A 26,857-nucleotide genomic window follows, 5' to 3' on the forward strand; every position below is an offset into this window, starting at 1 on the left:
CTACTCACCCAAACTTGCCGGTGATGTAGTCCTCGACGCGCTGGCTCTCGGGGTTCTCGAAGATCTTGTCGGTGTCGTCGTACTCGACAAGTTCCCCGCCGGTGAGGAAGACGGCGGTCTGGTCGGAGATGCGGGCCGCCTGTTGCATATTGTGCGTGACGATGACGACGGTGTAGTCCTCGGCCAGTTCGGTGACCAGATCCTCGATCTTCGAGGTCGCGATCGGGTCCAGTGCCGAGGCGGGCTCGTCCATCAGGATGACTTCGGGGTCGACGGCGAGACAGCGAGCGATACAGAGACGCTGTTGTTGCCCGCCGGAGAGGCCGAGTGCGTTGTCGTCGAGCCGATCGTTGACTTCGTCCCAGAGCGCGGCTTGCCTGAGCGACCGCTCGACGAGTTCGGCCTCCTTCTCGGAGTCGTCGCGGCCGAACAGCCGGGCCAGCAGTCCCTTGTTGATGTCGCCGTGTTTTCGCGGGCCGTAAGAGATGTTGTCCCGGATGGACTTCGGGAAGGGATTTGGCGACTGGAACACCATCCCGATGCGCTTGCGGAGTTCCACGAGGTTCGTGTTGGGATCGTAGATCTCCATCCCGTCGAGTTCGACCGAGCCCTCGATCCGGGCGGCCTTGATCCGGTCGTTCATCCGGTTGAGACACCGGAGATAGGTTGACTTCCCACAGCCGGACGGACCGATGAGGGCGGTGACGCTCTCCTCGGGAATCTCCATCGAGACATCCTTGAGCGCGTGGTCGTCACCGTACCAGACATCGAGGTCCTCGACAGAGAGTTTCGCCGGAGCGTCGAACCGATAGTCGGTCCACTCGTCGCGGACCTGCTCCTCGCTCTCGCCGGCCGTCGTGGTCGTCGAGGTTTCGACCCCGGCGGTCGTCCCCAGTTCGCTGTCGGTACTCGTGTCGGTGCTGACGTCTGTGTCCGTGTCCGTATCGCCGATCTGATTATTCATAGTTGATCTTCCTCCTGAAGTAGGTTCGAGCGGTGATCCCGACCGCGTAGAACGACAGAACGACCACCAGTAGCATGAAAGCGGTGGCCCATCCCTTCGACGGCGAACCGCTGACACCGGCCGTGATGATACCCCACACCTGCGTCGGGAGCGCGGCGGAGCTACCGAGCAGCGCCTCGTTCGTGATGAACGGTGGCGTCGTGGTAAACGCGAATCCGCCGAGAACGTCGACGGCAGTCGTTGCGTCGATCTCCGACCCGAGGACGAGGATGAGGGGAGCCGTCTCCCCCGCGATGCGGCCGACACCGAGGATGACACCGGTCACGACACCCGGCATCGCCGCCGGGATGACGACACTCCGGATGGTCGTCCACCGGTCGACGCCTAGTGCGGCGCTGGCGTCGCGGTATTCGTCGGGGACCGACTTGATCGCCTCACGGCTGGTGATGAGCACGAGCGGGAGCAACATGAACGAGAGCGTCAACTGCGCGGCCAGCAACGACAGGCTGTTGCCGAGCCGCGGGATGAGAAACGCCGCGCCGAACAGCCCGAAGACGATGCTGGGTGTACTCCAGAGGGCGTTGGTCGCAATTTCGACCAGTTCGGTGAACCGCCCCTGTTCGGCGTACTCGGTGAGGAACACCGCCGCCCCGAGACCGAGCGGGACCGCGAACAGCGATGCTCCGATCACGATCCAGATCGTCCCGATGATAGCCGGGTAGATTCCACCTGGTGCCTGTCCCAGCGGAATCGCTCCCTGCAACACGGTCGGCCAGGAGAGCGAGCCGTTGATCCCAACCTCGACGGGCCCGAGGGCGAACGTCGATTCGCTCGTGGCGGCCACGTGGAGTCCGACGAGGGTCACGTACCCGGTCGCGGCTGCGAGCGCGAGTGTCACCTCGTCACCGAGGACCCGGCGTCTGAGCGTGTCGTCCGTCGACCGCCTGGCCCGTGCGACGAGCGCGGCGATACACAGCGACGAGACGGCCGCGACCAGCGCGACGACCGGCACGGGCGCGACGGGGCCGAGTTGGGGGTTCGAGACGGCTGTCCACTCCAGGACGATCACCGCCATCAACAGCGCGATGCCGCTGAACAGACCGACGTTGAGTAGTTGTGCGCTCTCGTGTGCGCGCTCGGCGAGAGTCCCCTCGCCGGTCACGAGCGCACCCAGCGGGACGAGCGCGAACGCGGCGACCACGACGGCACCCAGGGTCGCCACCCCGAGTCCGAGCACCGGCCCGATCCCGATATTGTCGAGGACGGGCCCGATCACGACGTACACCAGGCTCAACAGTCCCAAGAGGCCGACGGCCGCCGGGACGCCCTGCCGGACGAGCGAGAGACGCTCGTACTCGGTCCCCACGTTTCGGAGACTGCCGTACCGCCGCAGAAAGTACGTGAACAGGATTGCCCCGGAGACGATAATCAGCAGATTACCGACGGTCAGCGATGGGGTGACGCGGAACGCGGTGTCGAGCATGACGGTGCTTCGGTCGACCAGGATCGCGTACTGGTAGGGAATCTCGAACGTCGTGCCGGTGACGATAATACCCAGCAGCAGGGCGGCGAGAGACCCGACAGCCGCGAGCGGAACGACGCGGAAGAACTGGCGGGCGGCCGAGTGCCACTCGTCGGTCCCCGCCGGAGCTCTGGCGTGCTGAGCTGTGAGGACCAGAATCGGCGTCAGGACGACGAGCAGTGACAGGGCGCCGATAGAGAAGTCGTGGAACGCCCAGCCGACGCCTTTGACGGTGACGAAGACCACGATGGCCGCCATGATCGCGACCATCAGGAACGCGTTGAGGTTGATCACGAAGAAGGCGCCGTACTGTCGTCCCCTCGCACCGAAGTCGGCGCGACACTTCGCCGCCGACCAGCTGGCCAGCAACGAACCGAACAACACGAACACCGGAATGACCGAGCCGCCGGTGAAGCCACCGCTGAGGTTCTCCGGTGTCCACTGCCAGCCGACGCCGATGACGGCCGTCGCGATGGTCACACCGAGGAGGCCGATGATCAGTGCCGCCGGGAGGGTCGATCCGAGATCCTCACGCGGGACGATGGCCAGCGCGCCGAAACCGACTCCGAGCACGATCGCACCGAGTAGCCAGACGGGGACGCCCGGCACCGCGGCGTCCAGACCGGGGAGAGATCCGACGATGACTGCGCCGACGAGCGCACCGATGATACCGAACACGACTCCTGCGAGCAGACCCGCGGTCATGCTCGGGGCCGTGTCGACGAGTCCGAGGCGTGAGACGACTCCAGCGGCCACGAGGAGGCCCGCCTCGAGGAGCATGACGAGCCCCAGCATCGTCGCCAGTGAAACCGGCAGGACGAAAGCCGCGAGGGTCAGGCCGACAGCACTGACGAGCAGGCCCATGGCGACGCCCCGAACCCGCTGTGACGTGATCGGGATCACGTTCGCGTACGAGAACACGGCAACGATCCCGGTCCCGCCGACGACGACGCCAAGAAGGGCGGCGAAGAAGTTCACCAGTTCCGTCCCGGTCGCCCCGAGCGGAACGGCGTCGGCGAAGGTGATCATCCCGACGACGAACGTGACGATGCTGAGGGCGATCGCCACGTCCATCGCCTTGTCGTAGAGGTTCGATTCCGCGCTGACGAGTTCGTTCTCGCGTGCGTAACGTTCACTCATTGCTGGCCCCGCAGTTTCTCGTTGATGCGTCGCTCGACGTACTGTGAGATGACGCTCATCCCAGCGACGATGACGAACAGCATGACACCGGCGACGAACAGCACGTCGACCGTGCTGGCGGAGGCGCTGCCGTAGTTGTGCGCGATCGCGCTGGTCAACGTCGAACTCGCGTCGAACACGTCGAACAGCGGAACCGTCGGCTGGACGACGGCCCCGAGGATCGCGGCCACGGCCATCGTCTCCCCGATGGCACGACCCAGTCCGAGGATGATCCCCGCCGAGATGCCCGACGAGGCCGCCGGCACGGAGATGCTCTTCATCGTCTGCCACTTGGTCGCGCCCATGGCGGCGGACCCGTCACCCATCGCACTCGGGACGCTCGACAGCGCGTCCTCCGAGACGGACACAACAGTGGGTAACGCCATGACACCCACGACGAGACCGGCGATGAGATAGCTCGCCCCGTCGTCGAGGAACGACTTCTGGATGAATCCGTTGAGTACGATAAATCCGATGAACCCGTAGACGATCGACGGGATGCCAGCGAGGATCTCCACGCCCGGTTTGATGATTTCCCGCAGTCGGTCACTCGCGACCTCGGCGATGAACAGGGCGCCCATGACGCCCAGTGGAGCGGCGATCAGGCCCGCGATGGTGGTCACGATAACAGTCGCCCAGATCAGCGGGATCAGTGAGTAGACACCTGCTCGCGGGTTCCAGATCGACTCCGCGGACGGTAAGAGGAAATCCAGCCAGAGGAACCACTGCGGCTCGCCGTTCACGATCGGTATCGTCAGGAGATCGAGCCCGTGTGCCGCGAAGGCCGGTGCCGCACTCACGAAGAGATAGACCGTGATCAACGTCACCGTCAATACGGTTAGAACCGTCGCGACGAGCGTCAGTAGTCGCGCCATCTCCGCCTGGTGTGTCGTCCACCCGAATGCGGTCACGACGAGAAACACGGCGAGTACCGGAAGTGCGAACCCAGGAGCGGCGAAGATAGTAGCGAGCGTCGCCACAAGCAGGAGGACCGACGAACCCACCGTCCGGAGGGCTCCCTCGGAGGGGTCCTCACCGAGTATCGCTTTCTGTACGTCCGTCGTGACTGCGCTGAGCATTCAGTGTACCACCACGTGTTCTGTTGTATTCTGTAGCTGATTTCTAATTCTATCGATTCGGTACAGGCCCGCTCGAAAAGACTCAGACCGGCTTCAGGACTGCGACGGGAGCTTGTTCTTCTGTTCCTTCTGGCGTCGGGCGCCGAGCTTGAAGTAGTTGTTCGGGCCGACGAAGGTGTCCTGCCCGAAGTCGTGCAGGACCATGTTGATGATCGCGGCCTCCTGTTTGGAGGTGCCGTCCCACGTGTAGCAGTGCAGGTCACGCGAGAGCGGGTACGCTTTCGAGTCCAGACCGTTCTGGTCGTCCTGGTACTTGTACGTCGTTCCCTCCCACTCGAGCGAGATGGGTGAGACACCGGCGGTGTCCACGAACGCGAGGGCGAGGTAGCTGATCGCGTTGTCGGCCTGTGCGACGGCCGAGGCGAGTTGCTGGTTCTGGCCGAAGCGGTTGTCGACCGTGGTGTTTTCCTTGGGATTGCCGAAGGTGTTGCTGACGAAGGCCGTCCGGGTGCCCGACCCTTTGACACGGGCGAGAACCTGAATATCCTTGTCCGGGAGGCTACTGTCGATGTCCTGCCAGTTGTCGACGCGGCCCTTGTAGATGTCCTTGAGCTGATCGCCCGTGATGCCGTCGAGACCGGCGTCGGCGATCTCCTGGGAGACGACCAGCGGCTGGCCGTCGACACCGACGACGTGGTCGACGAACTTCTCGTAAGAGTCACGGTCGGGGAGTTCGTCCTCGACGTTCCCCGAGGAGTTCCCGATGTCGTACTGGCCGCTCTTGACTTTCTCGACGCCAGTCCCGGAGTGAGACAGGCCCACGGTGTACTTGAACGGCGGCTGGCCGTTGTCCGTCGGCTCGAACCCGTAGAGACCGGCCCAGTAATCAGCCAGGTTCTTGTCCGTGTCGATGTTGTACTCACCGTGGGGCCAGTACTCGGTGTCGTCGGCGGGTCGGTTCCCCTGCCAGTAAGACGCCGCGTTGTTCATGATCGGGTAGACTGTCGAGGACCCACCCGACGTCAGTGTGCCCGGTCCACTGCTCCCACTTTCATCGCCACCACCGATACAACCGGCGAGGGCCGTCCCTGCGATCCCAGTTCCCGCTGCGGCCACGAACTTCCGGCGCGAAAGGCCAGAGTCTGATTCGTGCGTCATCACCAAATACGGATAGACAGATGAATAAATACCCTACTATTACCTTTACCCCAGAGTCTATTATCTATATAGAAGTACGTATTACTACTCATCCGCCGGCCGCTACTCGCCGGCTGTAACCGCTCTACGCGTGCGTTCGAAGGCGGCCGACAACCGAGGGGGTAGCGCGACCGGCCGAACGTGACACGCGAGACCAGGGGTTCCGGTGCCGACACACGTTCCACCTGGGCCGACAAAGTACTCATTGCGGCTACATGGGTTATTCGACCAATCATATATAGATATGGATTGATTTATTGGGGAGAAGTCGGAAAGGCAGGTATGGAGACGCGCAAGGTGCAGGTCACCGGCGGATCGACGTACACCGTGTCGCTCCCGAAAGACTGGGCGACCGCAAACGACGTGAGCGCGGGGAGCGTCGTCGAATTCCACGCGGAGGGCGATTCCCTCTTGCTCTCACCGAAGCAGGGCGAGGAACGCACGGAGGGGACCCTCGACGTGAGCGGGCTGGAAGGCGACCAGCTCACGCGCGCCGTGATGACGATGTACGTCAGCGGGTTCGACATCATCAGACTCGAGACCCCCCGGGTCAGCGCCCAGCAGCGCCGGACCATCCGGCAGGCCACACAGGGACTGGTCGGGCTGGAAGTGATCGAGGAAACCAGCGAGCGGGTCGTCCTGCAGGATCTGCTCGACTCATCGGAACTCTCCGTCCACAACGCCATCACGCGTATGCGACTCGTGGCGCTGACGATGCTGTCGGACGCGGTGGACGCCCTCGTGGAGAACGACGACGACCTCGCACACGACGTGCGCGAGCGCGACGACGACGTGGACCGGCTCTGGTACATGATCTCCCGGGTGTTCCGCTCGGTCCTACGGGACCCGACGGCGGCCTCCCAGATCGGGCTCCCGCGGGAGACCTGTTACGACTATCAGTCCAGCGCCCGCCAACTGGAGCGGATCGCGGACCACGCCTCGAAGATCGCCCGGCTGACCCTGGAGGTCGGCGACGTGCCCGAGGACATCGGCGACGGACTGTACGAACTCCGCGAGGAGGCGCTGGCGGTACCCGAGACGGCGATGGACGCCCTGCTGGAGGACGAGGCCGACGAGGCCACCCGGCTAGCCACGGAAGCCCGCTCGCGCATCCGCCCCATCGACGACAGCGCCCGAGAGATCGACGACCTCATCCACCAGATGGACTCACAGACCGCCCAGGTGCTGGGGCTCGTGGTGGACTCGCTCTCGCGGACCGCCGACTACGGCGGTAACATCGCCGAGAGCGCACTGCAGAAAGCCGCGCCGCGACCCTGATCAGGCCGTCGTGGTCGCCGCCGTCGATTCGTCTTCGTAGGAGACCTCGACCCCGTCCGCGACGGGTTTGATGAGGTATCGACCGGATCGTCCCTGTTTCACGGGGGTGAAGTCCGCGAGGAAGGTCGTCCGCTGGTTCGCACGGATCTCGAACTGTGCGTTGAACTTCAGCGGTGCGTTCCCGGGCGTCCGGACCGTGGCCTCGCCGCCGTCGGTGAGGGTCGCGTCCACGACCTCGCCGACGACGAGTTTGAGATAGGCGTACTCCCCGGTCTCCAGTTCCGTCTCGTCGATCAGCGACGTGTCGCCGTCGGCCAACTCGGTGAGATCGACCTCGGTGTCCTCGATGTCGATCGTGCGTTCCGCGCCGTCCTCGTCGGACGCTGTGCCGGTCGCAGTCGCCGTGCCGTCCGCGTCAGTTTCGCCGTCGGCCCGTGTCGTCCGGAGTGCAGTGAGCCGGAGCACCAGCGTCTCGAAGTCGTCGATGTCGCTTGGCTGGTCGGTCACGCTGGTCGCCAGCGTCCCGGTTTCGGTCCCGCCGCCACCGCTACAGCCGGCGACTGCGATTCCGACCGCAGCGAGGCCCGTCGTTTCGAGGAACCGACGTCGATCCATACGACGAAGAGGGGACCACCCGGTAAGTACTCGGTGGCCGTCGTCGGTCGCGGAGAACGTGTGGACGATCCGTGCCGGTCGGTTCAGGTCACTCGACGAGAACGCCGTTGACCTGGCCGTCCTGCCCGGGACGGGAGGTGACGCGGACGCGACCCTCGCTCGTCTCGAGGATCGCACCTTTGGTGATGATGTTCCGTCGCGCGTAGTTGGGGTTGGAGTCGTTCTCCGCGACGTTCTCGATCTCGGCGGCGACGACGTCACCGTCGGTGGCGACGCTGGCGGTGTCGGCCTCGATGGCGCGGATCTTCTTCGTGTTGCCGCGCTTGTCCACGAACTTCAGCTTCGCGTCGCCGACCTGCGTCTCGGTCGGTTCGCCGCCGAGTTCGTGTTTTTTCTTCTTGTGGTTCGGTCGCAGTCGACCGCCAGTGCGCTTGCGCGGGGAACGTCCCTGGTCTTTCATACCCGAGGATTCGCAGGCGGCCACTTGAACCTCTCGACTCGCCAGCGTGGAGCGGTGGCGGACCTCAGTGCTGTTCGGGGCCGTACTCTTCGAGTGCGGCCTGGACGGCGCCGAAGTCGACGGGCGGTTCGAACTCGTCGAGGGTGTCCTCGACGGCCGAGACGGCCTCGCCGTACCGCTCGCGCCAGGCTGGCTGTGCCAGATCGTCCAGTCGCTCGCCGAGCCGTTCCCGACGAACTTCGAGGTCGTCGAGCCGGTCGGCGATCTCGTCGAGGTCGGCCGTCTCCTCGCCCGCCTGTTCGGCCCAGGTCCGAACGTCGGCCAGTTCGGTGCGGGCGTCCGCGACGACGAGTTCGTTCACCCGCTGGCGCTGGGTCACCGCGAACCACTGGGTGGCGGGGTCGGGTTCGTCCGCGCCGATCACGTCGGGATCTTCGAGGCGGTCGGCGGCCGCTTCGAGGTCGTCGAACGCGGCCGCGATCGCGTTGACGTCGCCGGACAGTTCGGCGACCCGTGTCGCGTGCCCGTCCAGCCAGCGCTCGAACTCGTCGGCGTCGGTCGCGAGTCGCTGTGCGTCCCCGTGGACGGTGTCGGCGTCCTGACCGAGGTCCCGGAGGTCGCGGACGTACTCGTAGACGGACTCGCTGTACTCGCGTCGGTGAACGAGTTCGTGGAGGCGGTCGGCGAGGTCCAGCGCCCGCGACTCGACGGACTCGGCGCGGGCCGCGAACTCGTCCAGTCGCGCCGCGACGGTTTCGAGGTCGGGCGCGTCCGCGGCGGCCGCCTCGACCTCGTCGACCCGCATGGTCGCGTACTCGGCGCGACCCTCGGCGTTCGAGACGGCCATCGACGTGTCGGATTCGAGTTCGGTGATGCCGTCCTCGGAGACAATACGGTCGACGGCGACCTCCGCGAGGACGGTTCGCACTGTCTCCCTGTCCGGCCGATCCTCGCGGGCCGCGATTCGGTCGGCGGCCTCGGAGAGCGACAGCCCCGTCACGTCGCCCGACGCGTCGTCTGTCTGATCCATGTAGGTGTGCTGTGTCGGAACCCCGATTAGCGTTTCCCCCCTCGGCTCCCGACGGGTTCCGATGGGTTTAGGACCGTCCCGGCCGCTCGAAGTGACGATGAGTCTCCGGACAGCCGTCGCCGCCCCGTTCCGCCAGCAGGGCACGACCGCGATGGGTGAAAGCGAGTTCGTCGTCGCCCTCTCGCTGGACCGGGACTGGTTCACGCCCGACCAGGCCAAGCGCCTGCTCGACGTGGCCGCCGGCGAGGGGCTGGTCGCACGGGACGCGGGCGAGGTCGAAGTCGAGTTCGACCCCGACGGCGTCGCGGTGCCGGAGGGGTTCGTCCCCGACGAGTCGATCCTCCAGCAACGCTCGACGTTCGAGCGCATCCTCGATTCGCTGGTGGAGACCGGCACCGAGAAGCAGACGGCCGTCGCCGAGATCAACTCCCTGCAGGCCGATCTGGGCGTGACCGTCGAGGCCGCGGCCGTCGTCTACGCCAAACGGGAGGGACTGGACGTGGGGGACACCGCCGAGCGCGCACTGGGTGAACTCTGATGGTCGAGGAAACGATCACCGACGGCAAGCGGATCGCACAGCTTCTGGCCTCCGAGATCACGGGCCGAGAGACCGGACCGCTGGCCGCCATGGCGGTCGTCGACGCCGACCCGGACGTGGAGCCGACCGCCGACGGAGCCGTCGCCTACGGTGTCGACCGCGACGGCGAGCGCGTGGCCGACGTGGCCGTCCAGCCCGAACGCGCGTACCTGGAACTCCGGACCGGCGTGGACGCCGGGGCCGATGCGGCCGCCGACGCCGACCTCCGGGTGCGACCGAAGGCCGTCGAGCCACCGCGGACGCTCGTGTTCGTCGAGTCCGGTGCGGCAGTGAAAGCGGCCGTGGACGTGCTCGTGGCGGCCGCCGAAGCCGAGTCCTGAATCAGAGAGTCCGAAGAATCTCCGGGAGTCGCGCGACCAGATCCGCGCGGTCGACCGTGGCGTCGGCCGCCGCGTGTCGCCCGGGCCCATCCGGATACAGCACCTGTACAGTGGCGAGGCCGGCCGCGGCCGCGCCCTGAACGTCCACTTCGGGGCGGTCGCCGACGTAGACCGTCGCGGCGGGCTCGACACCGAGTTCGTCACAGATCGCCGCGAAGGCACGCTCGTCGGGTTTGCCGGTCGGGAGCGACCCGGTGATGACGACGGCGTCGAACAGGTCGGCCCAGCCGAGCGTCCCGAGTTTCCCCCGCTGGGCGACCAGTGGTCCGTCGGTCAGCAGGCCGACGCGGTAGGATTCACGCAGGTCCGAGAGCAGGTCCGGGACGCCCACGACGGGGACGAGGGCGTCCTCGACGGCCAGCCGGTAGGCCGTCGCCACGTCCTCGGGGTCAGTGTCGTCGGTCAGCAGGCGGTCGAAGATGGGTGCGCGGGTCTCGGTCGCCGCGACCGCGCCGTGCGCGTCGAGGTAGTCTGCCCGCTCGATGTCGTGGGTGTCGGTCCGGTCGGTCGCGTCGTCGAGCAAAGCCTGGCGATCGCGGTCGGTGACCGCCAGCGTGTAGTCCAGATCGAACACGACGGCGTCGAACGACGGCATTCGCTCCTTCGTAGCGGGCCGTCGGGTTTGAGTGTTCCCCAAGAGTCAAACCGGCGTTTGACTCTACGGCGAGTATTCATACCAGTCCGTGCAACGGACAGGTGTATGCGAAAGACGATTGCCCTGGCGCTCGCCGCCACCGTCGTCCTGACGGTCGGTGCGGCGGGCACAGTCCTCGCGATGGGGGGCACCGGCACACAACCAGCACAGACCGCTGACACCAGTAGCCAGACGGTCACCGTCGCGGGCGATGGGTCGGCTAGCGCCCAGCCCGATCAGGCCGTCCTCCGCTTGGCCGTGACGGTCGAAGGGGACGATCCGTCCGCGATCCGCTCGCAACTCGCCAGCGGTACCAGTGACCTGCGGAGCGCACTTTCGGACGCCAACGTCGCCACGGAAGATATCGAGACCGTGGGCTACAGCATCGAGGAGCCACCGCGACGCGTCCCACCGGGTGAACGCGCCGAGAGCGAGCCCGAACTGCGCGGCGTCCACACCTTCGAGGTGACGCTCGACGATACCGACCGCGCCGGTACGGTGGTCGACGCGGCGGCCGACGCGGGCGCGGAAGTCCAGTCGGTCCGGTTCACGCTGGCCGAGGACACCCGCGAGGACCTCCGGAATCAGGCGCTCGAGAACGCGATGGCCAACGCTCGCGGGCAGGCCGACACGCTCGCCAGCGCGGGCGGACTGTCGGTGACCGGCGTCGCCCGCATCGACGCGACGAACACGAACTACCGCCCCGTCGCCTACGAAGACACTGCCAGGCAGGCGGCAAGCGGTGTCACGACCATCGAGACCGGCGACGTGTCGGTCGAGACGAGCGTGCGAGTGGTCTACAACGCGTCGAGCTGAGGAGGCTCCAATAGGAACCTTGTAGTGAGTGCCGGGCCAGCGCCCGGTAATGACCTTCTTCGATCGGCTGGCCGACCGCATCGACGCAGTCGACAGCGTCGTCTCCGTCGGCCTCGACCCCGATATGGACCGGCTCCCCGAGCACCTGCTGGATCGTGACCTCCCGCGGTGGGCGTTCAACCGCCGGATCATCGACGCCACCCACGAACACGCCGCCTGCTACAAGCCCAACGCGGCCTTCTACGAGGACCCCGACGGCTGGGCGGCGTTAGAAGAGACCATCGCCTACGCCCACGGGAAGGACGTGCCCGTCCTGCTGGACGCCAAACGGGGCGACATCGGCAACACCGCCCGGCAGTACGCCGACCTGCTCGACCGCGCGGACGCCATCACCGCCAATCCCTACATGGGCCGAGACTCGCTCGAGCCGTTTCTCGAACGCACCGATTCGGGCGTGTTCCTGCTCTGTCGCACTTCCAACCCTGGCGGCGCTGACATCCAGAACCTCGAACTCGCCTCGGGCGAGCCGGTCTACGAGCGCGTGGCCGCGCTGGCCGACACCTGGAACCGCAACGGCAACGTCGGCCTCGTCGTCGGCGCGACCCAGCCAGAGGAACTCGAGGAAATCCGTGAAATCGTCCCAGACCTCCCCTTCCTCGTGCCCGGCGTGGGGGCGCAGGGCAGTGACGCCGAGGCCGCCGTCGAACACGGGCTGGCCGAGCTGGACGAGCGGAGCTCGTCGGCAGACCGGACACAGTCCGGGATCGGCGTGGGGCTGGTCAACTCCTCGCGTGGGATCATCTTTGCTGGTGAGGACCAGGGCGAGGACTTCCACAAGGCCAGCGGCCAGGCCGCCAAGCAGTTGAAACAGCGACTCAATCAGTATCGCTGAGGTCCGGTCTCCGAAGTCACCTGTTCACCTCCCGTTGTGACCGCACGGCCGAGTGCGACGGTGACCGCGCCGTCTGTGAACCTGTCGTGTGGCACTATCCCCGCCCGATTTCGTCCAAACATCCATGAGTATATGCCCGCGTATCGACAAGGAGAGTCACCTCCCGGGAAACACATGAAAACTCGCTATGCATTTTTTCTCGTCTTGCTGTTCGTGATGGCAGTTCTCTCGGGTGCGATCTTCGTCGGGTTTCAGGAGTACAAGTCGACACTCTACGAGGAGAGTCGCGAGGACACGACACAGACGGCGGTCCACGTCGGTTCGGAGCTCGCCTCGGAGTTCTCGGGACGGCGACAGACCGTCCGGTTGACCGCGACGACGCCGGCGGTCGCGCGTCACGGGAGCGACGCACAGCGGGCGGTTCTCCAGCGGCTGGTCGAGGAGACGGGGTTCTCCGGGGCGTCGGTCATCGCCAGCAACGGGACGATGACGAACATCGTGTCGGACCTGACGCCGGAAGAGCGGGCCGACCTGATCGGGTCGGACTTCGGCGACCGGACCTACTTCCAGCGAGCGATGGCGGGCGAGACGTACCTGAGTGATCCAGTCACGGCCGAGTCGGGCAACGACATCGTGACCGTCAGCACTCCCATCCGACACAACGGGACGGTCGTGGGGACGCTCAACGGCGCGTACCACGTCCCCGAGGCGTGGTTCGCGGACAGCGTGACGGCCTCGCTGGGACCCGATGACGGGGTGTCGATCTACGCACAGTCCGGCAGGGTAGTGTACTCGGAACCGCCGCAGTCGGGTGCTAACACCGTCGTCAGAAACGCCACCATCGGTGACACTGGCTGGACGGTGAGCATCCAGTCGAGTCAGCGGCCCGTCCAGTCGACGATCCGATCGGTGACGTACCTCCAGGCCGGGAGCATCCTGGCAGTGGTGTTCGTGATCGTCGGGTTCGGCTGGTGGGTCTACCGGCGGAACCTCCACCAGGTCGAGCACCTCCTGGACGGCCTCACGCGCCTCGAAAACCGAGAGTACGGGACGGAGATCGACGTGCGGGGCGGCGAGGAGTGGCAGCAGATCGAAGCCGGGTTCAACGAGATGAGCCGGTCGCTGGCCCGGTTCGAGCACGAGCGCAGGGAGCGCGAGCAGTCGCTCCGGGAGTTCAAACGCGCCGTCGAACACGCCGGATACGCGGTGTTCATCACCGACGCCGAGGGGACGATCGAGTACGTGAACCCAGCGTTCGAGGAGATCACGGGGTACTCGGCGGCGGACGCGGTCGGCGTGACGCCGGACATCCTGAACTCGGGCGAGATGTCCGACGACTACTTCGCCCGGCAGTGGGAGACGCTGTTGGCCGGCGAGGAGTGGGACGAGGAGATCGTCAACGAGCGACGCAACGGGACACAGTACGTCGCCCGACAGACGATCACCCCGCTGACTGCCGAGGACGGAGCCGTCGAGAAGTTCGTCGCCATCCAGACGGACATCACGGCGCTCAAAGATCGGGAGCGCCACCTGCAGACGCTCAGCCGGGTGTTGCGTCACAACCTCCGAAACAAGATCGGCGTGATCGTCGGCTCGGCGGAACTGCTCGCCGGGGACGACCGTTCCGGCGTCGACGAGGCGGCGATCGGCGACCGGATCGTCGACGCGGGCCAGCAACTCACGGACCTCGCCGAGAAGGAACGGCGGATCGTCACGCTCCTGACCGCCCAACCGCGTCGCAAGCGGATCGATCTCGCGGCGGCGGTCGAGTCGGTCGCGACGCGCGTCCGGCAGGAATACCCCGACAGTCGGATCACGGTTACCTGCCCCGGGGACGTGACAGTCGTCGGGATCGACGAACTCCAGCGTGGACTGTACGAACTGGTCGAGAACAGCGTCGTCCACGCCGACGAGTCGGCGACGGTCGCGGTCACCGTCGAGCGGCGCGAGGGAAGCGTTGCGGTCACGGTCGAAGACGACGGGCCCGGGATTCCGGAGAACGAGCGGCCGATCCTGACGGGGGACGCCGACATCGAACCCCTCTCACACGGGAGTGGCCTCGGGCTCTGGCTGGTGTATCACATCGTCCGGTTGTCCGATGGCGTCGTCACCTACGCCGACGGTACGCCGACGGGCAGCGTGATCACCGTCGAACTCCCGCGAGCCGACTCCGGTTCGGAACGGGCCGGAAACAGTCAGAACCGGTAGGTGTCGACACCGTCGGGGGCATCCGGTGGCTGGCGCTCACGCCCGCGACCCCCGCCGACATCGGACAGACACTCGACACAGAGCCCGGTCTCCTCGTCGAAATGCTCGTCACAGACCAGCTGGGCACAGCGCGAGCAGGTGTGCCGGACCTCGCCCGTGACACAGATCTCGCAGTTCCCGGAGACGCTCATGAGAGTCGGTAGCACGGCCACGGGTTTGAATCCTGCGCGGGGACGGGCGGGGCGCGCTGACGGCAGTCAGGGCCGCAGTCGAGAGGCTTACGGGGGTGGGGACCCAATCGACGGACGTGGATCACGACCGGCTCATCACGGGCATCGCGGTCGCGCTGGCGGGGTGTGCAGTGGTGCTGACCGTCCTCGCGTTCGTCTACAACCTCGCGATTCTCGCGGTCGCAGCCGGTCTCGGTGCCGCCGCCTACTTCATGTGGTACCAGGCCAGCGGTCGTCTCGCGACCCGGATCTACCAGTCGGTCGAGAAACGCGCGAGACAGAACAACGGGCGCGAACGGGCGCGAACCCGCGAAACCGGTGGGTTCGGCGCAGGTCCGCGCGAGGAGTGGACCGCGCCGGGCGGTCGCGGTGGACAGGGTCGTCAGCGTGCGGGCCAGCAAGGACAACGACAACGCCAGCGCCAGCGTCGTCGGCCACCATCGGCCAACGACGGCCCCAGCAGGTCCGAAGCCTACCGGATTCTCGGGCTGGACACTGACGCCGACGACGCCGCGGTCAAGCGGGCCTACCGGCAGAAAGTGAAGGAGGTCCACCCGGACACCGACGGCGGCGACGAGGAGACGTTCAAGAAGGTCAACGCGGCCTACGAACGGCTGACCTAGCTCTCGTCGAGATACCGGCAGACACCGACCACGTCACGGCGGAGCGTCGGGCTCTCCCACTCGGGGCGCAACTCGTCGAGCATCGCGTCCAGGTCGTCGTCGGTCTCGGCTCTGACCCGTTCGACCGTGTCGACGAACGCCGGCAATATCTCGGCGTAGTCGTGCAGTTCCGCCGTGGCTTCGCCGGGCTGACCGGGCCCGAAGTGGCTGTACAGCGTCCGAGAGGGGGCCAGGTCGAGCAGGCGGTCGACGGTATCGAGGTTCGCTTCCAGATCGAAACTCGGCGGCGGGGTCGTCGGCGCCACCGTCTCCGAGCGTGGGTCGAACGCGCCGACCGCGTCGGCACCGAACAGCGTCCCGCTGGACGGTTCCAGCGCCACATAGTGGTGGGGGGCGTGGCCCGGCGCGTCGTAGAGCTCCAGTTCGCGATCCCCGAGATCGAGGACTTCGCCGCCGGAGACGGCCCGGCAGCGATCCGCGGGGACCAGTTCGGGATCGCCGTAGGGGGCTTTCATGCCGATGGCGGCCTCGACGCTCTCGACGAGGCGGTCGAGTTTGTCGGCGTCGGTGAGGTAGGGGACGCCGCGCTCGTGGACGACGACGGTGGCGTTCTCACAGGCCGCCAGCAGGCGGGCGGTGCCGGCGGCGTGGTCGAGGTGGACGTGACTGACGAGGATGGTCTCGACCGCGGCGGGGTCGATGCCCACGGTGTCCATGGCGTCGAGGATGCGCTCGGCACCGGCGACCGTCCCGGCGTCGAGGATCGCCGGGTCGGCGGCGTCGAGCAGGTAGGTCGCGAGCATCTTCGGGGTACCGAACAGTTCGTTGTCGACGAGGTAGGTGTCGGGACAGCCGTCGACGGGTGGGGCGTCCATATCCCCGAGTTGGACCGCGGTCACTTATCATATGCGAGCCACTACGACGTATCATGCAACCGACGAGCGAGACGATTCCGGAGGTGGAGCCGTGACCCCGCCGCTGGCCGTCGACATCGACGGGACGCTGACGGGGCCGAGCCGGGCCATCGACCCGCGCGTGATGGAGGTCCTGCGGGGCTGGGACGATCACGTGGTCGTCGCCACGGGGAAGGCCTTCCCCTACCCCGTCGCGCTGTGTGAGTTTCTGGCGATTCCGATCACCGTGATCGCCGAGAACGGGGGCGTCGTCGCCGTCGCGGGCGAGGAGATCGTCTTCACCGGCGACCCCGACAGCGCCTGGGCCGTCGCCGAGGCGTACGAAGCCGCTGGCTTCGGCCTGGGCTGGGACGAGCCGGACTTCGTCAACCGCTGGCGGGAGACCGAGATCGCCGTCGCGCTCGATCAGCCCCTCGATCCCCTCGAGCGGATCGCGGCCGACCACGGCCTCGAAGTCGTCGACACCGGCTTCGCCTACCACGTCAAGACGCCCGACGTGGACAAGGGCAAGGGGCTGGCGGCGGTCGCGGACACCCTCGACCGTGATCCCACCGAGTTCGTCGCGGTCGGGGACTCCGAGAACGACGTGGCGACGTTCGAGACCGCCGGGCGCTCCTTCGCCGTCGCCAACGCCGACGACAGCGCCCTCGCGGCGGCCGACGAGGTGACCGACGCCAGCTACGCCGACGGCTTTCTGGAGGCAGTCGAGCGGATCGAGACGGAGTGATCGGGGCGGACTCCGGACCCCTATTTATACGACCTGTGCTAACGGCACACACATTCCGAGAAAGCTTTTGATAGTGGTCCCCTAACCCGGCACGTATGAGCCCCGACCGGGCCGTCCTCGAACGCGCCATCGATCGCGGCGAACAGGAGGGCGGCAGCGTCGAGTTCAAAGAGCGGCTCACGAAAGACCTCCACGCGACGGAGGGGCGGTTCGAGAGCCTCGCGGCACAGTTGCGCCACCGCGTCCTCTCGGGCGACGGCGAGGCCACCTACGTCGTCGGCGTCACCGACGACGGCGGGCTTGCCGGCATCGAGCCCGAGGCGTTCTCCGAGTCGATGGACGTACTCTCCCTGTTGGCAGAGGAGGCTGGTGCACACATCGACGAGGTGGAGACGTGGGGCGTCGACGAGGCGACCGGCACGGCGACGAAAGGCGACGCCGGAACCGGCGGCATCGTCGGCGTCGCCACCATCCGCGAGGGTGCAGTCATGTCCGACGACGAGCACATCGTCGTCGGGACCGCCGGCCACGTCGACCACGGGAAATCGACCCTCGTGGGCTCGCTCGTCACCGGCGACGCCGACGACGGCGAGGGGGGCACCCGCTCGTTCCTCGACGTCCAGCCCCACGAGGTCGAGCGCGGTCTCTCTGCGGACCTGTCTTACGGCGTCTACGGCTTCGACGACGACGGTCCGGTCCGGATGGACAACCCGCACCGGAAGTCCGACCGCGCCCGCGTCGTCGAGGAGGCCGATCGTCTCGTGAGCTTCGTCGACACCGTGGGCCACGAGCCCTGGCTCCGGACGACGATCCGCGGCCTGGTCGGGCAGAAACTCGACTACGGACTCCTCACCGTCGCGGCCGACGACGGCCCGACCAAGACCACGCGGGAACACCTCGGCATCCTGCTGGCGACGGATCTCCCCACGATGGTCGCCATCACGAAGGCCGACCTCGTGGACGAGGAACGGCTCCGGGAGGTCGAACGCGAGGTCGAGCGCCTGCTCCGGGAGGTCGACAAGACGCCCCTGCGCGTCGAGCGCCACGGCGTCGACGCGGCGCTCGAGGAGATCAGCGAGACCGTCGTGCCCGTCCTCACGACGAGCGCGGTCACGATGGACGGTCTCGACCAGCTGGACGAACTGTTCGAGCGCCTGCCCAAGACCGCCGGCAGTGACCGCACCGACGAGGACTTCACGATGTACGTCGACCGCACGTACAACGTGACCGGCGTCGGCGCGGTCGCCTCGGGGACCATCAGGTCCGGGACCGTAGAGGCTGGCGACGAACTCCTGCTCGGCCCGATGCAGGACGGCTCCTTCCGCGAGGTCGAGGTCCGGTCCATCGAGATGCACTACCACCGCGTCGACGAGGCCCAGGCCGGCCGGATCGTCGGCATCGCGCTGAAAGGTGTTGCCGAGGTCGACATCGAGCGCGGGATGGTGTTGCTCCCCCGCGAGTCCGACCCCACACCCGTCCGTGGGTTCGAGGCCGAGGTGATGGTCCTCAATCACCCGACCCGGATCGGCGACGGCTACGAGCCGGTCGTCCACATCGAGACGGTCAGCGAGGCCGCCGCGTTCTACCCCGAGGGCGGCCAGCTCCTGCCGGGCGACTCCGGCGAGACCCGCATCCGGTTCAAGTTTCGCCCCTACTACGTCGAGGAGGGCCAGCGGTTCGTCTTCCGGGAAGGGAGTTCGAAAGGCGTCGGGACCGTGACCGACGTGACGCCGGCGGAGTGACTCACTCCCCTTCCCACGGCGGGTCTTCGAGATCGGCCAGCGATTCGAGCCGGTAGTCCGGCGTGGTGGTGGGTTCGGAGCCCTCGGTCAGCAGGGCGGCCTTGATCCCCGCACCGTCGGCCCCGCGCACGTCCTTGTGGACGGTGTCACCGACGTGGACGGCCCGCCGCGGAGCGGCGTCCAGCGCGTACAGCGCCTCGTGGAACGGGCCGGGTTCGGGTTTGGGTGCGGTGTCGTACCCGCCGTAGACGATTACGTCGAAGGCGTCCCGGATGCCCAGCGCGTCGAGTTTCGGATCCTGTACTTCGGGGCCGCCGTTGGCGACCAGCGCGAGGTCGTAAGCCTCACCGAGCGATTCCAGCGCCGCCAACGCACCCGGAATCGGCTCCACGTCGCCGTGATCCCGCATCGAGGCGTAGAGGGCGGCCAGCCGACGACCTACCGCCGGGTCGCGACCGGTCTCGTCGGCCAGTTCGGCGAAAGCCAGTTCGCGGCGTTCGGCCCGCGTCTCGTCGGTGACGACCTGCAGGAACAGTTTGTCGCGGTACTCGGCGGTGGTGAAGAAGGGGTCGACGCCGAGTTCGTCGAACGCGGCCGCGAGCAGTTCCTCGCGGGACCGCCGGTACTCACAGAGCGTCCCGTCGAGGTCCAGAAACACGGCGTCGGGCGGCCGGTCGTCCATCACTCGTGGGTTCGGAGTCTGGCAGGTAAAGAGTTCCCCCCGCGACGAGACCTGCCGGTCGATACGGATCGCTCCCGTCGGCGGATCAGACCGACCGATACCCGTCGTCGACCCGCTCGGTGCGTCCGAACACGACGCCCCAGTCGAGCAGGCACCGCGTCCGCTCGGTCCAGACGGCCACCCAGTCACCGTGGCGGTTGCGCTCCCAGGTCGGCACGGCGTCCCGAATCGCGTCGAAGGCCACCTCGGCCGAGAGCGGTTCGTCGGCGGTGTCGAGTGCGTCCAGCAGTTCCGCGACGCCGAACACCCGGTCGGCGAACGCGTCGGCGACCGCCTCGTCGGTGTACTCGCGGCGCTGTCGCTCGTAGCCCCGGTCGGTCTCGGTCGCCAGGCCCAGGGCGCGACAGAACGTGAGCCAGGCCTCGGCGTCCTCGCGGGCCCCCACCTCGGTGCGGTCCAGGATGCGCGCACAGCAGTCGTCGACGGACCCGGGGACGAGCGGGATCGCGCCGTGGACGGCCGCGAGCAGGTCGGGGTCGACTGGTTCGGGAGCGACCTTGAACCGCATCAGAGGTCGAAGCTCTCGGCCAGCAGGTCGTGGTTGGGCTCGCCCAGCACGTGCGTCGGGCCGCCGACCACGTCGACAGTCACCTGTGCGGGCGCGAAGACGGATTCGGGCACGTCGTAGAACTCCCAGTCGGCATCCTCGAAGATCTCGGCGAACGGGCGGTCGTACTCGTCGGTCGCGCTGGAGGGAACCTCGTCGAAGCGGTCGAACGCCTGATCGACGACGAGGTGGGCGCGGCCCCCGTAGGCCAGCGCGTCGTTGGTGCGGGCGATGGCGGTCTCCTCGTCGTCGCCGACGGGCGCGACCGGTGCGGTGGCCGACACCGACAGCACGTCCAGCGGGTCATAGCCCAGTTCCGAGAGGCGGAAGACGGCGAGCTCTGCGGCGCGGGCGGCCATCGTGACACTGCCCGTGATGCTGGCGCTGGAGAAGGCGGGCAGGAACACGCCGCTCTCGGGGACGCCCGCGACCTCGGCGACGTGCTCGGCGACCGATTCGCCGGGCACCTGGTCGCTCTCGACGGCCAGCACGGCGAAGTCGAACTCGTCGCGGTAGCCGACCCGCTGGAACACGTCCTCCTCGGCGACCAGCGCGCGGGCCGGGCCGCTACCCAGTCCCTCGAAGTCATCGAGCGAGAGTTCCCAGCCGGCCTTCTGCCCGCAGAGCAAGGCCAGCGCCGGGTGATCGGTCGACAACTCCACGTGGGTCAGGGGCGCGCCCGCCACCTCGTCGACGGTCGTCGAGACGGTCGAGAGGCCGGCGGTCGCGATCTCGGTGAGCAGGAGGCCGGCCTCCAGACCGCCCGGAATCTCCACCCCGAAATCCAGTACCACTGCCTCGTTGTCGAGGCGGGCGACGGCGACGTTCAGCTCGTCGGCGAAGTCGATGGCCTCGTCGACGAGATCCGTCGCCATCCGGTTCAGACTCTCCATACCTCCGCTTGTGCGCGCCCCCCTTTAGGCGTCCGGGTCCCGGTCGCTCCGGGCGGGTCTGCCGAGTGCGTCTTCGACGCCCGCAACTTTCTCTCCGGCCGACCCGTCTCGGGTGCGCTTATCGTCGATCTTCAGGACGGTACTCACCCGGTCGGCGTCGACGGCCTCGTGGGCGGCTTGGGCGGCCGCGAACAACTCACCGATCGCCTCGGCCTCGATCGTCGTGCCCATCGGCGTCGTCTCGTAGGCCACGTCGAAGTCCTCCAGCGCGTCGACGGCCGCGGCAACCTCTTCTGCCATGCTGTCTTCGATCACCGGTGCTACGCTCAGGAATCCGACGACTGTCATGGGCGAGTGTGGGAGCGGAGTGGTCAAAAATCCGCGCGTCGACCAGCCGGACGTGTCAACCAGATAGTAAAGTACTATAGCGGTCGAGTGTGTGTGTGGTGTCATGCCAACGGAATTCACGCGACGGCGTGCGTTGCGACTCGGTGCGGCGACCGCGAGTGTCGGGGTGGTCGGCAGTGTCGCCGGCTGTAGCTCGATTCCGTTTCTCGGTGGGGGCGGGAAGACGCTCGCGTACAACGACGCCCTGTTCGCGCCGGGCGAGGTCTCCGGGACCGAGGACGGGTACGTGTTCACCTACAGCGACTACAAGGTCCTGCGGAACAACGAGGACAACCTCGAGAACGGCACCGCGACCTACGAGGAGGACACCGAGTCGTTCCCGTTCAGGCAGATGGGTGTCGACTTCGACAGCACGGACGCGAATCTGGCGATCCTCGCCGTCGGCGGACACGTCACGGGAAGTTTCAAAAAGAGCGACGTGGGCCCGTCTCTGGAGAGCAACGAGTTCAGCGAGGACGGTAGTTACAGCGGCTACACTCTGTACGCGGGCGAGGAGCGGACCGTCGGCGTCAAAGACGGGGCGGCGGTGTACGCGACAACCCGAGACGCCGAGGGGTACGACCGGCGGAGCGCTATCGAAACCATCGTCGACACGAAAGCCGGCGACGGGAACCGCTACGCCGAGAACGACGACTACTCGACGCTGGACGAACACGTCTACGACGACGCGGTGATCGCCATCGGCGGCACCGGTGGACTGATCGCCTTCTTCGCCGGCGACTTCGAGAACGTCGCTGGATGGGCCATCAGCGGTCGGATCGACGGCGGTACCCAACACATCAAAAGCGCACACGTCTTCGAGAGCGAGAGCGACGTGAACGTCGACGAGGTCGAGCAGTGGGCCCGAGACAGCAGCCTGTTCGTGGACGCGACCGACCTCTCGGCGTCACAGGACGGACGCGTCGCGACCGTCAGCGCGACCGGACAGACGTTCGGCGGCACCGGCCCGGACCAGGGGCAGTGACTGGTCCGTCCCGGTGCCGGTAAGTGGTCCGCCTGCGACCGTCCGGGTATGACCGACGACGAGCGGACGGTCGAGGCGAACGGACTCGACTTCGCCGTGCGCGAGCGCGGTGACGGCGACCGCCTGGCGCTCTGTTTGCATGGCTTCCCCGACGACGCCGGATCGATGGACCCGCTGGCGGAACGGCTCGCCGACGCCGGCTTCACCGCCGTCGCGCCGTATATGCGCGGCTACGGCCCGACCGGCGAAGCACCGGATAGCGATTACAGTGCCCGCGCGCTCGGGGCCGACGCGGTCGCACTGGCCGACCGACTGGTCGAGGACGGGGGCTACGACGACGCCGTCCTCGTGGGTCACGACTGGGGCGCGGTCGCGGGCTACAGCGCGGCCCGAATCGACCCCGACCGATTCTCGAAGCTCGTGACGATGGCCGTCCCGCCTCGCTTCGGCGCGGCGATCTGGGACCACCCCCGGCAGTTCCTCCGGAGCTGGTACGTCTGGTTCTTCCAGTTGCCCGGCCTGGCCGAGCGGACGCTCCGGCGCGAGGACTTCGCCATGATCGAGGTCCTCTGGAACCTCTGGAGTCCGGACTGGGACTACCCCGACGAGCGCATCGAGTCGGTCAAATCGACCTTCCGGACCGGCGGCACCGCCGACGCGGCGCTGCAGTACTACCGCCAGTTCGTCAATCCCCTGGTGTCCGACCTGTTCCGGAACGGCCGACCCGATCCCGGCGACGCCCCGCCCATCGAGGTGCCAGGGCTGGTGATCGCCGGGGCCGACGACGGCTGTATCGGGCCGGAACTGTTCGAGAACGCGGCTGACGCGTTCGACGCCGACGCCCGCGTCGTCCGGATTCGGGACGCCGGACACTTCGTGCACCAGGAACGGCCGGACGTGGTGGCCGAGGAAGTGATCGAGTTCTGCAGTGCGTGACGGTGTGACACGGCGAAAAACCCGGAGTCCGCTACCTTTTTGCCGGCCCTGACGGAAGCCACGTGTATGCTCACCGTCCGGGCACCGGCCACGAGCGCGAACCTCGGGAGTGGCTTCGACGTGTTCGGGGTCGCGCTGGACCGCCCGGCGGACGTGGTTCGTGTCGAGAAGGCCGACGAGATCAGCATCGAGGTCACCGGCGTCGGGAGTCAGTACATCCCGGAAGACCCCGACAAGAACACCGTCGGGGCCGTCGCCGAGGCACTGGACGCCCCCGCTCGCATCGAGATCGACAAGGGGGTGCGCCCGGCCTCGGGGCTCGGGTCGTCGGCCGCCAGCGCCGCCGCGGCCGCCGTCGGATTGAACGAACTGTACGACCGTGGCCACAGCCGCGAGGAACTGGTCCCCATCGCCGCCAAGGGGGAGGCCGTCGTCTCGGGCGACGCCCACGACGACAACGTCGCCCCCTCGATCATGGGCGGGTTCACCATCGCCACCGACGACGGCGTCACGAAGGTCGACGCCGACATCCCGCTGGTGGCCTGCCTCCCCGACATCGTCGTCTCGACCCGGGATGCCCGCCGCGTCGTCCCCGAGACGGCACGGGTGGAGCAGTTAGTGGAGACCGTCGGCTGGGCCGCGACGCTGACGACCGGGATGCACCGTGACGATCCCCACCTGGTCGGCGAGGGGATGAACGACACCGTCGTCACGCCGGCCCGCGCCGAGTTGATCGACGGCTACAGTCGGGTCCGTGACGCCGCCCTCGACGCCGGCGCGACCGGCGTCACGATCAGCGGCGCGGGGCCGACCGTGATCGCCGCCTGCGAGGACGGCGACCGCCGGGCCGTCGGCACCGCGATGATCGACCAGTTCAACGCCGTCGGCGTCGAGGCCCGCGTCTACCAGACCGAGATCGGCAGGGGCGCGACGCTGTTCTGAGACGGGAGTGAGAAAATACTTGCCGGGAGACAGGAACACGGTCGTATGGACTCGACCGACATCCAGGCTCTCGGCATCAGTGTCATTCTGTTCGGTGGGTTCTCGACCGTGAGTCCCGATCCAGTGTTCGTGCCCAACGAGACTGGCGCACTCCTCATGCTCGTCGGACTGTTCGTCGTTTTGCTGAGTCTACTCCCGGCTGTCGAAGGTAGCGGTGACGAGTAGAACGCGGCAGTTAGCTACCAGCGCTGGCGTTCGCTCTCGTTGATCCAGCGGAACCGCTCTTCCCCGGTGGTGGCCTCGGGCGCCTCCTCGGTGCCGGGTTCCTGCCAGGCGACACAGAGACTGCCGCCGACGATGCCGACCAGCATCCCGATGACGAGGCCGCCGAACGCGCCGATCAGCGAGAGGATGGACATGGCGATGCCGGTGACGCCGATCAGCGTCGAGAGCTGGGGTTTCACGATGGCGAACACGCCACAGGCGACGACCATGGCCGCGAAGACGATGCCCAGCGCCGAGAACGACGGCCCCTGCGTCGCGGGGATCATCTGGAGCCGGATCGGGATGGCGGCGATGATCATACCGCCGAGCACCAGCAGCGTGCCGCCGGCGAAGGGGCGCCGGGACCGCCACCGGGCGAACGCGCCCGGCTGGGCCCCCAGCCGCTCTTCCTCCTCGACGACCCGCTCGTCGCCGCCCAAGGAGGGGAGACCGAAGTCTACGTCGCCGAGGATCAGCCCGTAGCCGGTCCCGAGGAACTGGCCGTAGAGGACGAACGCGACGACGATCAACGGCCCGGTCGCCGGAAGGAAGCCAAGCAGCGACCCGCCGTAGAACGCGATGCCGACGAGCAGGCCGAACCCGAGACCCATGCTCCCGGCGGTGACCGCGAGGGCGGCCCGCGTCAACAGCGGGACCAGCAGTTTCTGTGTCGCCGTCGAGCGCCGCGAGAACATGATCACCGTGTTCGTGAAGTCGTTGATCGTCCGCGAGACGTAGGCCACGAAGGCAAGTCCCAGCACGACCGACATGGCGATCCAGATGCCGAAACCAGTGGAGATACCGGTCGCACCCAGCGTCGCCGCCAGTTCCGCGAACAGGTCGAGTCCGATCGCGAGGGCGACGAAGACACCGCTGAGCAGGCCGGCACCGAGCGACGCGACGACGCCCGCCCGGACTTCCTCGCCGGGCACGAACGTGGTCGCGTCGATTTTCTCCATCATCAGCCCGTAGCCGTTGCCCAGCACCTGGCCGTAGACGACCAGCGCGACCAGCCCCGCGAGCCCGAGGTTCGGGCCGACGCCGACCGAACCCAGCACGAGGACGGCCACGCCGAGGGCGGTCCCGTAGACCAGCCCCATGCTCCCGGCGGTGACGGTGAGCGCCCCGCGGGTCAACAGCGGGACCAGCAACTTCTGGGTGAGCCGTGAGCGCCGCGAGAACATGATCACCGTGTTCGTGAAGTCGTTGATCGTCCGCGAGAGGACGGCGGCGAACAGCAGGCCGAACACGAGGCCGGCGGCCACGAACAGCGCCGCTCCGAACCGCGGGGACTGGCTCCCGGCCAGCGCCGCGATCTCCGTGAGGGCCGCGTCACCGCCGAGCAGTGAGAGGACGGCGACGCCGGCGATGCCGCCCCCGACGGCGCCCACGATGGCCGCGTTCTGTTCGTCCGCGGTCCGGCCGGGCGTGAACCAGTGCGCTTCGAGCAGGCTGCCGTAGACTGCGCCCATGAGCTGTCCGTACAGCAGGTACCCGAAGATCACCGAGAAGTCGGCAAGCGGCGGGAGTCCCGCGTTGTATCCCAGAATCAGCAAGGCGATGGGCATGACGTAGCCGAAGAAGCCGTAGGCGAGGATGTGGCCGTAGAGAAGGCCGAACCCGCCGGCGGTGACGCCCAGTGCCGACCGTTCCAGCAGTGGCACGAGAATCCGCTGGAGAACCCCGATGTTCCGGGATAGCATGATGATCGTGTTCGTGAAGTTGTGCACGGTCCGTGAGAGAAAGACGCCGAAAAGCAGTGCGAAGATCACGCAGGTTCCGATCCAGACCAGCCACCCGGTGGTGAGCCCACTCCCACCGACCAGCCAGGCGAAATACTCGAACCCCTGCGTCTTGCTCCCGTTCGGCCCCGGCAGGAACTGGATCAACAGCCCCGCCGGAACCGCAGCGACCAGTGCACCGATCACCGCTGCAACTTGCTCGTCCCGCCCGAACGTCGAGGTGATTTTCGTACTCATTATATGCCCCGCAAACCCCCAGGTTTTGCGGCTCTCTGCCCCAGTCATTCCGTAGTCGGCATAAAAAGTATTCTGCACCTATTGACCGGCAGTT

General features: G+C 67.2%; 28 protein-coding genes. 13 read left to right on the forward strand and 15 right to left on the reverse strand.

The genetic code is table 11. The features are described from left to right. Positions 1-4: 4 nt before the first annotated feature. From pstB to BMX17_RS00490, 4 genes are all read right to left on the reverse strand, one after another. Positions 5-964 (reverse strand): phosphate ABC transporter ATP-binding protein PstB, encoded by a 960-nt coding sequence (pstB, locus tag BMX17_RS00475; protein WP_394327882.1) that lies wholly within the window; start codon positions 962-964, stop codon positions 5-7. Further along, on the reverse strand, positions 957-3,626 hold the full coding sequence (gene pstA, locus BMX17_RS00480) for a phosphate ABC transporter permease PstA (protein WP_092656518.1): 2,670 nt from the start codon (positions 3,624-3,626) through the stop codon (positions 957-959). Before pstA ends, pstB begins: the two co-directional genes overlap by 8 nt. Then, on the reverse strand, positions 3,623-4,744 hold the full coding sequence (gene pstC, locus BMX17_RS00485; RefSeq protein WP_092656520.1) for a phosphate ABC transporter permease subunit PstC: 1,122 nt from the start codon (positions 4,742-4,744) through the stop codon (positions 3,623-3,625). The genes pstA and pstC overlap by 4 nt, the downstream gene beginning before the upstream one ends. A gap of 93 nt (positions 4,745-4,837) precedes the next feature. Continuing rightward, positions 4,838-5,902, reverse strand: coding sequence for a PstS family phosphate ABC transporter substrate-binding protein (locus tag BMX17_RS00490; protein ID WP_092656522.1), 1,065 nt, complete (start codon positions 5,900-5,902; stop codon positions 4,838-4,840). A gap of 321 nt (positions 5,903-6,223) precedes the next feature. Between BMX17_RS00490 and BMX17_RS00495 the strand changes: the two genes are divergently transcribed. After that, positions 6,224-7,219: a phosphate uptake regulator PhoU gene (locus BMX17_RS00495; RefSeq protein WP_092656524.1), complete on the forward strand. Its 996-nt coding sequence runs from the start codon at positions 6,224-6,226 to the stop codon at positions 7,217-7,219. Here BMX17_RS00495 and BMX17_RS00500 read toward each other — a convergent pair whose 3' ends face one another. From BMX17_RS00500 to BMX17_RS00510, 3 genes are all read right to left on the reverse strand, one after another. After that, positions 7,220-7,834, reverse strand: a complete 615-nt coding sequence (locus tag BMX17_RS00500) for a DUF4382 domain-containing protein (RefSeq protein ID WP_092656526.1) — start codon at positions 7,832-7,834, stop codon at positions 7,220-7,222. Positions 7,835-7,922: 88 nt separating this feature from the next. Further along, positions 7,923-8,294 (reverse strand): 30S ribosomal protein S8e, encoded by a 372-nt coding sequence (locus tag BMX17_RS00505; RefSeq protein ID WP_092656528.1) that lies wholly within the window; start codon positions 8,292-8,294, stop codon positions 7,923-7,925. A gap of 64 nt (positions 8,295-8,358) precedes the next feature. Next, positions 8,359-9,324, reverse strand: coding sequence for a hypothetical protein (locus BMX17_RS00510; RefSeq protein ID WP_092656531.1), 966 nt, complete (start codon positions 9,322-9,324; stop codon positions 8,359-8,361). Positions 9,325-9,421: 97 nt separating this feature from the next. Between BMX17_RS00510 and BMX17_RS00515 the strand changes: the two genes are divergently transcribed. Then, the gene (locus BMX17_RS00515) at positions 9,422-9,862 is read left to right on the forward strand and encodes a DUF2240 family protein (RefSeq protein WP_092656533.1); all 441 of its coding nucleotides are present in this window, start codon (positions 9,422-9,424) and stop codon (positions 9,860-9,862) included. Continuing rightward, entirely contained in the window at positions 9,862-10,242 is a 381-nt protein-coding gene (locus tag BMX17_RS00520) for a DUF7993 family protein (RefSeq protein WP_092656535.1), read from the forward strand. Before BMX17_RS00515 ends, BMX17_RS00520 begins: the two co-directional genes overlap by 1 nt. Before the next feature lies 1 nt (position 10,243). Here BMX17_RS00520 and BMX17_RS00525 read toward each other — a convergent pair whose 3' ends face one another. Continuing rightward, positions 10,244-10,897, reverse strand: coding sequence for an HAD family hydrolase (locus tag BMX17_RS00525; RefSeq protein ID WP_092656537.1), 654 nt, complete (start codon positions 10,895-10,897; stop codon positions 10,244-10,246). A 105-nt stretch (positions 10,898-11,002) separates the two neighbouring features. On the opposite strand from BMX17_RS00525, the gene BMX17_RS00530 reads away from it, so the two are divergent. The 3 genes from BMX17_RS00530 (at position 11,003) to BMX17_RS00540 (ending at position 14,852) form a co-directional block, all read left to right on the forward strand. Beyond that, a complete protein-coding gene (locus BMX17_RS00530; protein WP_092656539.1) occupies positions 11,003-11,752 on the forward strand; it encodes an SIMPL domain-containing protein in 750 nt (249 codons plus the stop codon). Between the two features lie 49 nt (positions 11,753-11,801). Beyond that, entirely contained in the window at positions 11,802-12,644 is an 843-nt protein-coding gene (gene pyrF / locus BMX17_RS00535; protein WP_092656541.1) for an orotidine-5'-phosphate decarboxylase, read from the forward strand. A gap of 174 nt (positions 12,645-12,818) precedes the next feature. After that, complete coding sequence (locus BMX17_RS00540) at positions 12,819-14,852, forward strand: PAS domain S-box protein (RefSeq protein ID WP_170845289.1); 2,034 nt, start codon at positions 12,819-12,821, stop codon at positions 14,850-14,852. On the opposite strand, the gene BMX17_RS00545 is transcribed toward BMX17_RS00540, so the two are convergent. Beyond that, complete coding sequence (locus BMX17_RS00545) at positions 14,840-15,043, reverse strand: hypothetical protein (protein ID WP_092656545.1); 204 nt, start codon at positions 15,041-15,043, stop codon at positions 14,840-14,842. The genes BMX17_RS00540 and BMX17_RS00545 overlap by 13 nt on opposite strands. A gap of 116 nt (positions 15,044-15,159) precedes the next feature. Between BMX17_RS00545 and BMX17_RS00550 the strand changes: the two genes are divergently transcribed. After that, a complete protein-coding gene (locus BMX17_RS00550; RefSeq protein WP_092657118.1) occupies positions 15,160-15,705 on the forward strand; it encodes a J domain-containing protein in 546 nt (181 codons plus the stop codon). Here the strand turns inward: BMX17_RS00550 and BMX17_RS00555 are convergent. After that, positions 15,702-16,580 (reverse strand): MBL fold metallo-hydrolase, encoded by an 879-nt coding sequence (locus BMX17_RS00555; protein ID WP_092656547.1) that lies wholly within the window; start codon positions 16,578-16,580, stop codon positions 15,702-15,704. The genes BMX17_RS00550 and BMX17_RS00555 overlap by 4 nt on opposite strands. A gap of 31 nt (positions 16,581-16,611) precedes the next feature. Here BMX17_RS00555 and BMX17_RS00560 point away from each other — a divergent pair, with 31 nt between their 5' ends. Both BMX17_RS00560 and BMX17_RS00565 read left to right on the forward strand, forming a co-directional pair. Then, positions 16,612-17,346: a phosphoglycolate phosphatase gene (locus BMX17_RS00560; protein WP_092656549.1), complete on the forward strand. Its 735-nt coding sequence runs from the start codon at positions 16,612-16,614 to the stop codon at positions 17,344-17,346. A gap of 95 nt (positions 17,347-17,441) precedes the next feature. After that, complete coding sequence (locus tag BMX17_RS00565) at positions 17,442-19,088, forward strand: GTPBP1 family GTP-binding protein (protein WP_092656551.1); 1,647 nt, start codon at positions 17,442-17,444, stop codon at positions 19,086-19,088. Position 19,089: 1 nt separating this feature from the next. On the opposite strand, the gene BMX17_RS00570 is transcribed toward BMX17_RS00565, so the two are convergent. The 4 genes from BMX17_RS00570 to BMX17_RS00585 form a co-directional block, all read right to left on the reverse strand. Beyond that, positions 19,090-19,770, reverse strand: a complete 681-nt coding sequence (locus tag BMX17_RS00570) for an HAD family hydrolase (protein ID WP_092656553.1) — start codon at positions 19,768-19,770, stop codon at positions 19,090-19,092. Positions 19,771-19,855: 85 nt separating this feature from the next. Further along, positions 19,856-20,338, reverse strand: a complete 483-nt coding sequence (locus BMX17_RS00575) for a double winged helix-containing putative transcriptional regulator (protein WP_092656555.1) — start codon at positions 20,336-20,338, stop codon at positions 19,856-19,858. Next, positions 20,338-21,270 carry a methenyltetrahydromethanopterin cyclohydrolase gene (mch, locus tag BMX17_RS00580; protein ID WP_092656557.1) on the reverse strand — a complete coding sequence of 311 codons (933 nt, stop codon included), beginning with the start codon at positions 21,268-21,270 and terminating at the stop codon, positions 20,338-20,340. The genes BMX17_RS00575 and mch overlap by 1 nt, the downstream gene beginning before the upstream one ends. 24 nt (positions 21,271-21,294) lie before the next feature. Further along, on the reverse strand, positions 21,295-21,618 hold the full coding sequence (locus BMX17_RS00585; RefSeq protein WP_092656559.1) for a thiamine-binding protein: 324 nt from the start codon (positions 21,616-21,618) through the stop codon (positions 21,295-21,297). Positions 21,619-21,721: 103 nt separating this feature from the next. Here BMX17_RS00585 and BMX17_RS00590 point away from each other — a divergent pair, with 103 nt between their 5' ends. The 4 genes from BMX17_RS00590 (at position 21,722) to BMX17_RS00605 (ending at position 24,745) form a co-directional block, all read left to right on the forward strand. Beyond that, positions 21,722-22,642: a hypothetical protein gene (locus BMX17_RS00590; RefSeq protein WP_092656561.1), complete on the forward strand. Its 921-nt coding sequence runs from the start codon at positions 21,722-21,724 to the stop codon at positions 22,640-22,642. A gap of 48 nt (positions 22,643-22,690) precedes the next feature. Next, positions 22,691-23,578 (forward strand): alpha/beta fold hydrolase, encoded by an 888-nt coding sequence (locus BMX17_RS00595; protein WP_092656563.1) that lies wholly within the window; start codon positions 22,691-22,693, stop codon positions 23,576-23,578. A gap of 66 nt (positions 23,579-23,644) precedes the next feature. Beyond that, entirely contained in the window at positions 23,645-24,520 is an 876-nt protein-coding gene (locus BMX17_RS00600) for a homoserine kinase (RefSeq protein ID WP_092656565.1), read from the forward strand. A gap of 45 nt (positions 24,521-24,565) precedes the next feature. Continuing rightward, positions 24,566-24,745, forward strand: coding sequence for a hypothetical protein (locus tag BMX17_RS00605; protein ID WP_092656567.1), 180 nt, complete (start codon positions 24,566-24,568; stop codon positions 24,743-24,745). A 14-nt stretch (positions 24,746-24,759) separates the two neighbouring features. Here the strand turns inward: BMX17_RS00605 and BMX17_RS00610 are convergent, their stop codons facing one another. Continuing rightward, positions 24,760-26,763, reverse strand: coding sequence for a DUF6114 domain-containing protein (locus BMX17_RS00610; RefSeq protein WP_092656569.1), 2,004 nt, complete (start codon positions 26,761-26,763; stop codon positions 24,760-24,762). Positions 26,764-26,857: the final 94 nt, after the last annotated feature.

This window comes from Halorientalis persicus (assembly GCF_900110215.1).
Classification (GTDB): Archaea; Halobacteriota; Halobacteria; order Halobacteriales; family Haloarculaceae; genus Halorientalis; species Halorientalis persica.